At 65.5% G+C, this 11296-nt stretch carries 12 protein-coding genes; 4 read left to right on the forward strand and 8 right to left on the reverse strand.

The genetic code is table 11. From position 1 onward, the window contains the following. On the forward strand, positions 1 to 312 hold a 312-nt coding region (locus tag G3N94_RS36380; protein ID WP_205799060.1), incomplete at its 5' end, for a PTS transporter subunit EIIB. A gap of 135 nt (positions 313 to 447) precedes the next feature. Here the strand turns inward: G3N94_RS36380 and cydX are convergent. The 5 genes from cydX to rpoH all read right to left on the reverse strand — a co-directional run bounded on the left by cydX (position 448) and on the right by rpoH (position 4872). Next, entirely contained in the window at positions 448 to 564 is a 117-nt protein-coding gene (cydX, locus tag G3N94_RS36385; RefSeq protein WP_205799062.1) for a cytochrome bd-I oxidase subunit CydX, read from the reverse strand. 54 nt (positions 565 to 618) lie between these two features. Next, positions 619 to 1755, reverse strand: a complete 1137-nt coding sequence (gene cydB, locus G3N94_RS36390) for a cytochrome d ubiquinol oxidase subunit II (RefSeq protein ID WP_205799064.1) — start codon at positions 1753 to 1755, stop codon at positions 619 to 621. Between the two features lie 37 nt (positions 1756 to 1792). Further along, a complete protein-coding gene (locus G3N94_RS36395; RefSeq protein ID WP_205799066.1) occupies positions 1793 to 3370 on the reverse strand; it encodes a cytochrome ubiquinol oxidase subunit I in 1578 nt (525 codons plus the stop codon). Continuing rightward, entirely contained in the window at positions 3360 to 3629 is a 270-nt protein-coding gene (gene cydP / locus G3N94_RS36400) for a cytochrome oxidase putative small subunit CydP (protein ID WP_205799068.1), read from the reverse strand. Before cydP ends, G3N94_RS36395 begins: the two co-directional genes overlap by 11 nt. 307 nt (positions 3630 to 3936) lie before the next feature. Then, positions 3937 to 4872 carry an RNA polymerase sigma factor RpoH gene (gene rpoH, locus G3N94_RS36405; RefSeq protein WP_205799070.1) on the reverse strand — a complete coding sequence of 312 codons (936 nt, stop codon included), beginning with the start codon at positions 4870 to 4872 and terminating at the stop codon, positions 3937 to 3939. A 360-nt stretch (positions 4873 to 5232) separates the two neighbouring features. On the opposite strand from rpoH, the gene G3N94_RS36410 reads away from it, so the two are divergent. Both G3N94_RS36410 and G3N94_RS36415 read left to right on the forward strand, forming a co-directional pair. Next, positions 5233 to 5802 (forward strand): acyloxyacyl hydrolase, encoded by a 570-nt coding sequence (locus G3N94_RS36410; RefSeq protein ID WP_205799072.1) that lies wholly within the window; start codon positions 5233 to 5235, stop codon positions 5800 to 5802. Between the two features lie 45 nt (positions 5803 to 5847). Beyond that, the gene (locus tag G3N94_RS36415; RefSeq protein WP_205799074.1) at positions 5848 to 6231 is read left to right on the forward strand and encodes a nuclear transport factor 2 family protein; all 384 of its coding nucleotides are present in this window, start codon (positions 5848 to 5850) and stop codon (positions 6229 to 6231) included. Positions 6232 to 6389: 158 nt separating this feature from the next. On the opposite strand, the gene leuA is transcribed toward G3N94_RS36415, so the two are convergent. Both leuA and ybiB read right to left on the reverse strand, forming a co-directional pair. After that, a complete protein-coding gene (leuA, locus tag G3N94_RS36420; protein ID WP_205799082.1) occupies positions 6390 to 8036 on the reverse strand; it encodes a 2-isopropylmalate synthase in 1647 nt (548 codons plus the stop codon). Between the two features lie 395 nt (positions 8037 to 8431). Beyond that, positions 8432 to 9415 (reverse strand): DNA-binding protein YbiB, encoded by a 984-nt coding sequence (gene ybiB, locus G3N94_RS36425; protein WP_205799076.1) that lies wholly within the window; start codon positions 9413 to 9415, stop codon positions 8432 to 8434. Between the two features lie 194 nt (positions 9416 to 9609). On the opposite strand from ybiB, the gene maiA reads away from it, so the two are divergent. Continuing rightward, positions 9610 to 10254: a maleylacetoacetate isomerase gene (gene maiA / locus G3N94_RS36430; RefSeq protein WP_205799078.1), complete on the forward strand. Its 645-nt coding sequence runs from the start codon at positions 9610 to 9612 to the stop codon at positions 10252 to 10254. A gap of 76 nt (positions 10255 to 10330) precedes the next feature. On the opposite strand, the gene ftsY is transcribed toward maiA, so the two are convergent. Continuing rightward, positions 10331 to 11296: signal recognition particle-docking protein FtsY (gene ftsY / locus G3N94_RS36435; protein WP_205799080.1), on the reverse strand; the 966-nt coding region annotated here is incomplete at its 5' end.

Here is an 11296-nt window from a genome sequence, read left to right on the forward strand (position 1 = left end):
GCCGCTGCACCGGCGGCCACGGCTGCGCTCGGCGCGGCCGGTCCGCTCGATCCGGATCCGGCACGCTGGCTCGCGGTGTTCGGCGGTGCGACGAACGTTGCGTCGCTCGACGCGGTGGCGACCACCCGCTTGCGCGTCGTCGTGCTCGATCCGTCGGCGGTCGATCGCCAGCGCCTCGAATCGCTCGACGTCGCGTGGGTCGGCGCCGACACGTTCCACATCGTCTGCGGCAGCGCAGCGTCGCGCTACGCGGAGCAGCTCAATGCGCGCCTGCCGGCGGCGGGCAGCGGGGCAGCCGCGCAGCCGGCCTGACGTCGCGCGGTGATGGCGGCAGCGATTCCCCGATCGTTGCCGCGCCCGGAAATGAAACACGGCGCCCGAGGGCGCCGTGTTTCATTGCGGGTTCGCGTTGCGCGGGCTGTCAGGCCGCACACGCAGCGGGCCGCGTCAGTTCGCGCGCACCTGCGCTTCCTGCTTGCGCTGTCGCGCTTCGAGCCACATCGCATTGATGATGCCGAACGCGAGCGCGACGCCGATACCGAGAATCCAGCTGAAATACCACATGATCCGACTCCTTGCGAAACGGTGGGCGAGGGCGCGTGCGCGCCCCGGCCGGGTTCAGTACATCGAGTGCGTGTTTTCCTCGAGCGCCTGGCGCGTGACCTTGCCGCGCATCACGCGGTACACCCAGCTCGTGTAGAGCAGGATGAGCGGCAGGAACACGATCACGGCGAACAGCATCACCTGCAGCGTCATGTGGCTCGACGTCGAGTCCCATACCGTCAGGCTGCTCTTCGGGTCGAGCGACGACGGCATGATGAACGGGAACATCGAGAAGCCCGCGGTCAGGATCACGCCGACGATCATCAGGCCCGTGCAGAAGAACGCGGTCTTCTCGAGGCGCGAGCCCGCGAGCAGCAGCGCGAGCACGCCGCCCGCGATGCCGACGACGGGCGCCGCGATCATCCACGGATACTTGCCGTAGTTCGCGAGCCACAGGCCCGAGCCGGCGGCGACGTCCTTGAGCAGCGGGTTCGCGACCGTGTCGTTGGGCGCGGCGTGCGTGATGTGATAGCCGCCGATGTACGACGCGACCAGCACGCCGGCGAGCACGAACAGCACGACGGCGACGAACGCCGACACGCGCAGCGCGACCGACGCGCGGCGTGCGATCACGCCGTCCGTCTTCATCTTGATGAACGCGGCGCCGTGCGCGACGAGCATCGTCAGGCTGACGAGGCCGCACAGCAGCGCGAACGGGTTCAGCAGTGCCCAGAAGCTGCCGTGGTAGGTCACGCGCAGATCGGTGTCGAACTGGAACGGCACGCCTTGCAGCAGGTTGCCGAATGCGACGCCGAACACGAGCGCCGGCACGAAGCCGCCGACGAACAGGCCCCAGTCCCAGGCCGCGCGCCAGCGCGGGTCCGGCCGCTTGCTGCGGTAGTCGAAGCCGACCGGCCGGAAGAACAGCGCGAACAGCACGAGCAGCATCGCGAAGTAGAAGCCGGAGAACGACGCCGCATAGACGAGCGGCCAGGCGGCGAACATCGCGCCGCCGGCGGTGATCAGCCACACCTGGTTGCCTTCCCAGGTTGCGCCGACCGTGTTGACGATGATGCGGCGCTCGTCGTCGGTCTTGCCGAGGAACGGCAGCAGCGCGGTCGCGCCCATGTCGAAGCCGTCGGTGACGGCGAAGCCGATCAGCAGCACGCCGACGAGCAGCCACCAGATCAGCTTGAGAGTTGCATAGTCCATAGCGATTCCTTGTTCGGTGTCGGGTACGCGTGCGCCGTCATGCGGACGCGCGCTCCTCGGCGATCAGCTCGTGGTGATAGCGGCCGGTGTGCAGCGACGACGGGCCGAGGCGTGCGTACTTGAACATCAGCGTGATCTCGACGATGAACAGCACCGTGTAGAACAGGATGAAGCCGGCGAGGCTCAGGTACAGGTCGGACGCCGTCAGGCTCGACGCGGACAGGTGTGTCGGCAGCACGCCGGCAATCGTCCACGGCTGGCGACCCAGTTCGGCGACGACCCAGCCGAATTCGATCGCGATCCACGGCAGCGGGATCGCCCACACCGCATAGCGCAGGAACCAACGGCGGTTGTCCTGCAGCAGTTCGCGGCGTGCGCAGAGCCAGAACGCGGCGACGAAGGTCGCGACGAACAGGAATCCGAGGAACACCATGATCCGGAACGAGAAGAACACCGGCGCGACGGGCGGGATGGTCTTCTTCGCGGCTTCCTTGATCTGCTCGGGCGTTGCATCCGTCACGTTCGGCGTGAACTGCTTGAGCATCAGCCCGTAGCCGAGATACTGCTTGTGCTGGTCGAACAGCGCGTGCGTCGCGGCGCTCGTGTCGCCTTCCTTGAGCTTCTGCAGCGCGCCGTACGCGATCATCCCGCTCTGGATGTGCTCTTCGCTGTGCTTCGCGAGATCGCGCAGGCCGATCACCGGCTCGTCGATCGAGCGCGTCGCGATCAGGCCGAGCGCGTACGGGATCTTGATCGCGTAGTCGGTCCGCTGCTCCTTCTGGTTCGGCAGGCCGATCAGCGTGAACGATGCGGGCGCCGGCTGCGTTTCCCATTCGGATTCGATCGCGGCGAGCTTCATCTTCTGCACTTCGCCGGTCGTGTAGCCCGATTCGTCGCCGAGCACGATCACGCAGAGCGTCGATGCGAGGCCGAAGCCGGCCGCGACCGCGAACGAGCGCAGCGCGAAATCGGTGTCGCGCTTCTTCAGCAGATACCACGACGACACGCCGAGCACGAACATCGCCGCCGACACGTAGCCGGCCGACACGGTGTGCACGAATTTCACCTGTGCGACCGGGTTGAACAGCACGTCGAACAGGCTCGTCATCTCCATGCGCATCGTCTGGTAGTTGAACTCGGCGCCGACCGGGTTGTTCATCCAGCCGTTCGCGACGAGGATCCACAGCGCGGACAGGTTCGAGCCGAGCGCGACGAGGAACGTGACCATCAGGTGCTTGACCTTCGACAGGCGGTTCCAGCCGAAGAAGAACAGGCCGACGAACGTCGATTCGAGGAAGAACGCCATCAGGCCTTCGACCGCGAGCGGCACGCCGAAGATGTCGCCGACGTAGTGCGAGTAGTACGACCAGTTCGTGCCGAACTGGAATTCGAGCGTGATGCCGGTCGTCACGCCCATCGCAAAGTTGATCCCGAACAGCTTGCCCCAGAACTGGGTCATGTCCTTGTAGACCTGCTTGCCGGTCATCACGTACACGGCTTCCATGATCACGAGCAGCCACGACAGACCGAGCGTCAGCGGCACGAACAGGAAGTGGTAGAGCGCCGTGATGCCGAACTGCAGTCGTGACAGATCGACGACTTCGCTACTTATCATGTTGGTCTCCCTGGGTAGGAACGGGCGCCGGGACCGAGAGCAGCTTCTCGGCGACGGCGGCAGGCGGCAACGACATGTGCTCGGCCTGCGGATGATTGAAGAATGCGTATTTGAGCGCCATCAACAGGGCCAGCTTGACGATCAGTACGACGGTGATGTCGCGGGCGAGGGTCGGGCCGCGGGCCCACGCCGCGATGCGGCCGCGCCAGCCTGCCGACCCCACGGCAGGCGATGCGGGCTTTTTGTCGATCGAGATCAAGGCGAATATCCTGAATCGATTTAATGCGGGTTGGGGGCGACTTTACGTCGGATTCATGACGGCCGTTAAGCGGCTTCTTAATCCTGTTGCGCCGGACAGTCCAATTTTAAAAGGCCGGCTTCGCCACGCCGAGTGCTGCGCTGCGGCACACCGTCGCGAACGGTGCGGCGAGATTTGACGTAAATCAATGTTTTTCGGAAACGGCCCTTCGTGACTGAATACCCGATGAAATCGGTCAATCAATCGACGAAAAAAAACCGCTGCCGGGTGGCAGCGGTTTTGGTTACGACGCTGTGAATCAGTCGATTTACGCGTATTCGGCGAGTGCCGTGCGCATTTTCTTCATCGCGCTCGCTTCGATCTGGCGGATGCGTTCCGCCGACACGCCGAACTCCGCGGCGAGATCGTGCAGCGTCGAGCCGCCCGAGCCGTCGTCGTCGACGTGCAGCCAGCGTGCCTCGATGATGCGGCGGCTGCGCGCGTCGAGCGCGTCGAGTGCTTGCGCGATGCCGTCCGTCTGCAGCGAGTCGCGCTGACGGGCGGCGAGCACGGCGGTCGGCTCGTTGTGCGAATCGGCGAGATACGCGATCGGCGCGTAGCTTTCCTCGCCGTCCTCGACCTGGCCTTCGAGCGCGATGTCGCCGCCCGACAGGCGCGTTTCCATCTCGGTCACTTCTTCGCGCTTGACGTTGAGTTCCTGCGCGAGGCCGTCGATTTCCTCGGGCGTCATCGCCTGCATGCCCTTCTTGTGGCTGCGCAGGTTGAAGAACAGCTTGCGCTGCGCCTTTGTCGTCGCGACCTTCACCATGCGCCAGTTGCGCAGGATGTACTCGTGGATCTCGGCCTTGATCCAGTGGATCGCATACGACACGAGACGCACGTTCTGCGCCGGATCGAAGCGCTTCACGGCCTTCATCAGGCCGATGTTGCCTTCCTGGATCAGGTCGCCGTGCGGCAGGCCGTAGCCGAGATAGTTGCGCGCGATCGACACGACGAGCCGCAGGTGCGACAGCACGAGGCGGCGGGCCGAGTCGAGGTTGTTCTGCTCGCGGAATTCGGTTGCGTACTGGCGTTCTTCCTCGGCCGTCAGCAACGGGATACGATTGACTGCCTGGATATAGGCGTCGATGTTGCCCAGCTGGCCCGGCAACATCGAATGGGTTGCGAGCGCCAGCGAGCCTGCCGATACGGCCTTAGCGGACGCCGGGCTCAGGGTGTTCGGAAGGGTCAGAGCGTTGCTCACTTAAGAAAACTCCTTTGGAATCAGGGATGAACCCCGGTATCGGATGATTCCGCGGTCAATCTTAGCACTCCCGCCAACGGAGTGCTAATTCCTTAGAGGGGGCACGGGCTTTCGAGTTCCCGATTTTCTATCGATCTTGCAAGATCGATAGTGTTAGGCGTGACCACTCGAACGCCGGCAAGTTCCGTAAGCCGTTGTTTTTCCGAGGATCAGGCAGATGGTTTCGATTTTTGTAGTTTAGGAAGCAAACCATTTCGCTCTGTGATGCCGATCGGAAAAGTCCTTTACCATAAGATTCTGTTCGCTCGAGCCAGACCGTCCGCGGCAGGTTCCATTCAACCCACAGAGTTGGAGTGTCAGATGAACAATAAGAAGAATGGTCGGCGGCACAGCCGTGTTGCGACGCACGCCGTTCTGACGGCGGCATTGCTGGGCGGGTCCGGCGCGGCGTTGGCGGATCGTTGGGGAATTCAGGCGGGAGGCGGGTTTTCCGATCGCCATGGCATCGACAAGGGGACCCTCGGCGTCGTGTGGGATCCGGGCTGGACGTGGTGGGAGATCGGCGGCTGGCACTTCGCGTTCGTGATGGAAGGCCATGTCGGCTACTGGCACACGGGCGGCAACGTCCATAGCAATCTGTGGGAACTCGGCGCGACGCCGATGCTGCGCTTCATCAAGAGCGCGGGCGCGGTGCGTCCGTACTTCGAGGCCGGCGCGGGCGTGCGGCTGCTGTCCCATCCGACGATTGCGACCAATTTCTCGATGTCCACCGCGTTCCAGTTCGCGGACACGGTCGGCGTCGGCGCGCAGTTCGGAGAACGGCAACAGTATCAGGTCGGCTACCGTTTTCAACATGTGTCTAACGCGGGTATCAAAGAGCCGAATCCTGGTATAAATTTCCACCAGTTCTACCTGCAGTACAACTTCTGATTCGCACGCCCGCGCACGGCGTGCGCGTTGCCGAGGAGTCAGGCGATGGCGAAGGTGGTCGATGCGATCCGCGCGCTCGAGCGCGATCGGTTCCGCGCAATGGTGGACGGTGACGGCGAGGCGCTCGCCGCACTGCTGTCGGACAAGGTGTTCTATGTCCATACCAATGGCAAACGGGAAACGAAGCAGCAGTTCATCGACGCCATCGCCGCAGGCCGCCGTCGCTATCGCCAGATCGAGATCCAGTCGCAGGACGTGCTGCCTGTCGGCAACGAGACCTGCGTTGTCACCGGGCGCGCACTGATCGAGATGGAAACGAACAACGGCGGCCTCGTGTTTCCGATTGCCTATACGGCCGTGCAAACGCAGGAGCAGGGGCGCTGGCGCCTGCTTGCGTGGCAGGCGACGCGGTGCGCGACCGAGACATGAACGCGCGTGGCATTCCGCTTGGCATTCCTTTGCGTGTCTCTTCCGAAGCGGCCTTCTGGGCCGCTTTTCGTTGGCCCGTGCAACGCGGATCGCGCGTTGCACGGGTGGTCGTACACCGCTCGCTGACCTTCTTCAAACCCTGATGTGGACCCGGACTGTCAGGCCGCCGCACGGCGATCGGCGCAGTGCCATGCCGAGCGGTTGATCGCGCTGACGACGGCATCCATTGCGGCGGTCGCCGCGTCGGCATGCACGCCGACCCCGTGCCGCAGCGGCGCGTCGCCGACCCGGCAACTGACGAACACCGCGGTGCGGCCGTCCGCCGTGCGGACATGCTCGCAGGAGCCGACGTCGACCGCCGCACCGGCTGCCGTCGCGAACGCTGCAGCCACGCGCGGCACGGCCTGTTCCGGCGGCGCATCGGCTGCGCCTGCGCCGGCGATCTCGCGGCTTTCCCAGCGTGCGCTGCTGCCGTTGCGGCTGGCGGGGCCGTCAGTCTCGAGGAATTCGCGCGAGAACAGCGCGCAGATCTTCTCTCCCGTCACTTCCTCGCCGGATGCATCGGCGATCGTCTGCACCGCATGGCTGAACTCGATCTGCACGCGGCGCGGCGGCGTGAAGCCCATCCCGCGTTCGAGCAGGAACGTCGAGCCGCCCTTGCCGGACTGGCTGTTCACGCGGATCACCGCGTCGTAGCTGCGGCCGACGTCGGCCGGATCGATCGGCAGGTACGGCACTTCCCAGATCGCGTCGGGGCGCTGCTGCGCGAAGCCCTTGCGGATCGCGTCCTGGTGCGAGCCCGAGAACGCGGTGAACACGAGGTCGCCCGCATACGGATGGCGTGGATGCACCGGAATCTGGTTGCAGCGCTCGACCACGCGGCGCACTGCATCGATGTCCGAAAAATCGAGGCCCGGATCGATGCCCTGCGTGTAGAGATTCAGCGCGAGCGTGACGAGATCGACGTTGCCGGTGCGCTCGCCGTTGCCGAACAGGCAGCCTTCGATGCGGTCGGCGCCCGCGAGCAGCGCGAGTTCCGCGGCGGCGACCGCGGTGCCGCGGTCGTTGTGCGGATGCACGGACAGCACGATGCTGTCGCGATAGCCGAGGTTGCGGTCCATCCATTCGATCTGGTCGGCAAACACGTTCGGCATCGCGGCTTCGACGGTCGCCGGCAGGTTGACGATCATCTTGTGGTCGCGGGTCGGACGCCAGGTCTGCGCGACGGCATCGCAGACTTCGCGCGCGAACGTGAGCTCGGTCATGCTGAAGGTTTCCGGCGAGTACTGGTAGGTCCAGTGCGTGTCCGGGCGCGCCATCGCGTGTTCCTTGATCATTCGCGTGCCGTCGACCGCGAGCGCCTTCACGTCGTCCTTCGACATCCCGAACACGATGCGGCGGAACGACGGGCAGATCGCGTTGTACAGGTGCACGATCGCGCGCGGCACGCCGTCGAGCGCGTCGAACGTGCGTGCGATCAGATCCTCGCGCGACTGTACGAGCACTTCGATCGTCACGTCGTCGGGGATGCGCTTCTCGTCGATCAGCTTGCGCACGAAATCGAAGTCGGTTTGCGACGCCGACGGAAAACCGACTTCGATCTCCTTGAAACCGATCGCGACGAGCATCTCGAAGAACTCGAGCTTCTGCTCGATGCTCATCGGCTCGATCAGCGACTGGTTGCCGTCGCGCAAATCGGTGCTCATCCAGGCCGGCGCGCGCTCGATCGTGCGGGTTGGCCATTTGCGGCCGTTGATGCGGACGGGTTCGAACGGTCGGTACTTCTCTTGCGGGTTGCGCTTCATCTTCTTGACCTCGGGGCTCAAGTCGCGAGCGAAGACGGACGGCATGAGCGGCGGTTGACGCTGCCTCGCACCGGTGCGCACGAGCGCACGCCGGATGCGGATGATCTTCGCGATTCGGCCGACGGATAGACGGACGAAAGCTGACGACTTCGGGTTGTAAAAAACTGCGAGAAGGTACTGCGAGGAACTGCTGAGGAGGGACCGTGCGGACAGCACACGGCGCTACGGCTGCCTTAGGCTAGTCGTAGCGATAGCGGCCGCGCTAGGCGGCCGGAGGTAATTCGGAGGGTGTTCGGAAAGGAACGCATGGCGACAACTCTATGCCAGGATGCCGCCGCGTGTCAAATGGTCATGCGAATGGCCGGGCGCGGAGCGGCTGCGGCGCCGCCCGCCGGTCAGGGGGCCATGCGGGCGATCCGCACGATCGTCTCGACCTGCCGCGCAACCGTGTCGGGCACCTCGATCTCGCCGCGCAGCACCGCGTCCGTCCATGCGGCGGTGGTGCCAGCATCGCGCGATTCCGGCAGCGCGACGGGCGGCGCGTCGGCCGACGAGCGCTCGGCTTCGATCAGCGTGTCGCAGACGCCGTCGTGCAGCCAGTCGACCTGCACCTGGCGCCGCGTGTCGGCGACGGCCTCGCCCTCGGTGCCGCGCGCGAGCAGCGCGCCGCCCTGCGCGGCGTCCGGATGGTCGCGGAACAGCTGTGCGAGGCTGTCGCGATACGGCGGATGCGTGTAGTTGACGAGCCGCAGGCCCGCGGGCGCGAACGGCTGCAGGATCTTCACGAGCGTATGCGTCGAGTTGCGCACGCCGAGCACGCTGCGCATCGCCAACAGGCGCGCGAGCGGCGGCGCGAGCGTGTCGATCGATGCGAACGCGACGCGACGTTCAGCGAGCGAGTCCTCGATTGCATTGTGCGATGCCGACGGCGCGATCGACAGCGCGGCGAAGATCTCCGCGCTCGTCACGCGGCCCGGATCCTGCGTGACGCCATGCACGAGCACCGGCACGCCTTCGCGCGCGAGCAGCAGCGCGAGCAGCGGCACGAGGTTCGGCTGCTTGCGCGCGCCGTTGTAGCTCGGGATCGCCACCGCACGAAATGCGCTGTCGCGCACGTGCACGGGTTCGAACGACGCATGCGCGGCGGCGAGCATCGCGGCCAGTTCGTCGGCGGTCTCGCCCTTCAGCCGGTATGCGATCAGGATCGCGCCGAGTTCGACGTCCGACACGCGCGCATCGAGCATCGCACGGTACAGCTCGAACGTGTCTTCGGCGGACAGCGCGCGCGCGCCATGCGGACCGCGCCCGATTTCCTTGATGAAGCGGGCGCAGTGGAACGGTTCGGCCGCGGCAGCGGCGGGATCGTGGGAAGCGGTCATCGAAGCGTGTGGAGGCGGCGCGTGTCGCACAGGCGAGCGGGCCGCACGGACAGAGGTGGGAACCCTTCGAGTATCGCACGCCTTCGTGCGGTTCTTGCAAGCACGCGGCCGCGGGCCGGCGCGCTACACTCATGATCCCGGCGACGCGCGACCGTACTCCGGTGCCGGCCGATCATGACAACGAGAGACATTCGATGAAGCTTTACAGCTATTTCCGCAGTTCCGCGTCGTATCGCGTGCGGATCGCCCTGAACCTGAAGCAGTTGCGATTCGACTACGTGCCCGTGCACCTGCTGCGCGAGGGCGGCCAGCAACTGAAGGACGACTATCGCGCGCTGAACCCTGATTCGCTCGTGCCGACGCTGATCGACGGCGACGCGACGCTGCAGCAGTCGCTCGCGATCATCGAGTATCTGGACGAGACGCATCCGGAGCCGGCGCTGCTGCCGAAGCAGCCGGCCGATCGCGCGTACGTGCGATCGATCGCGCTGCAGATCGCGTGCGAGATCCATCCGCTGAACAACCTGCGCGTGCTGAAATACCTGAAGCACATGCTGCAGGTGCCGGAAGAGGCGAAGAACGACTGGTACCGCCACTGGATCGAGACGGGCTTTGCGTCGCTTGAGGCGCGCCTCGCGAGCGATCCGCGCACCGGCAAGCTGTGCTTCGGCGATACGCCGACGCTGGCCGACATCTGCCTCGTGCCGCAGGTGTTCAATGCGAATCGCTTCTCGATCGACACTGCGCGATATCCGACGATCCAGCGGATCGTCGATTACGCGGCGACGCTCGACGCGTTCAAGGCAGCCGCGCCGGGCGAGCAGCCCGACGCGGAATGATGCGGGTTGACACAACCCGCCGCATGAAAAAAGGGCGCCGTCGGGCGCCCTGGATCCGTGCCGGCGGCAGCGGCGTTCAGCCGAGCAGCGCGTCGGCGAATTCCTCTGCGCTGAACGGCTGCAGGTCCTCGACCTTCTCGCCGACGCCGATGAAGTAGACGGGCACCGGACGCTGGCGCGCGATCGCGGCGAGGATGCCGCCCTTCGCGGTGCCGTCGAGCTTCGTGACGATCAGGCCCGTCAGCCCGAGCGCATCGTCGAACGCCTTCACCTGCGTGAGCCCGTTCTGGCCCGTATTCGCGTCGATCACGAGCAGCACCTCGTGCGGCGCGCCGTCGTGTGCCTTCGCGATCACGCGCTTTACCTTCTTCAGCTCTTCCATCAGGTGCAGCTGCGTCGGCAGGCGGCCGGCGGTGTCGGCCATCATCACGTCGATGCCACGCGCGCGCGCGGCGCTGACCGCGTCGAAGATCACCGCGGCCGGATCGCCGCTTTCCTGCTGCACGACCGTCACGTTGTTGCGCTCGCCCCAGACCGTCAGCTGTTCGCGCGCGGCCGCGCGGAACGTGTCGCCCGCGGCCAGCAGCACCGACTGGTCGAAGCTCTGCAGATGCTTCGCGAGCTTGCCGATGCTGGTCGTCTTGCCCGCGCCGTTCACGCCCGCGATCATCATCACGAGCGGCTGCGCGCGGCCGAGCGTCAGCGATTTCTCGAGCGGCTGCAGCAGCTCGACGAGCAGGTCGCGCAGCGCGCCCTTGACCTGCTGCGGATCGGTCAGCCGGCCCGTCCGCACTTTCTCGCGCAATGCGTCGAGCAGGTATTCGGTCGCGTCGACCCCCGCATCGGACATCAGCAGCGCGGTTTCGAGCTCCTCGTACAAATCCTCGTCGATCTTCGTGTTGACGAAGACGTTCGTGATGCTGGAGCCCGTCTTCGCGAGTCCGGTTTTCAGGCGGGCGAGCCACGACTTCTTCGCGGACGGATCCTGCACGGGCGGCGGGACGATCTCGACCGTCTCGACGACATCGTCGCGGCCGAGATC

It is taken from the genome of Burkholderia sp. Ac-20353, assembly GCF_017104785.1.
Lineage (GTDB): Bacteria > Pseudomonadota > Gammaproteobacteria > Burkholderiales > Burkholderiaceae > Burkholderia.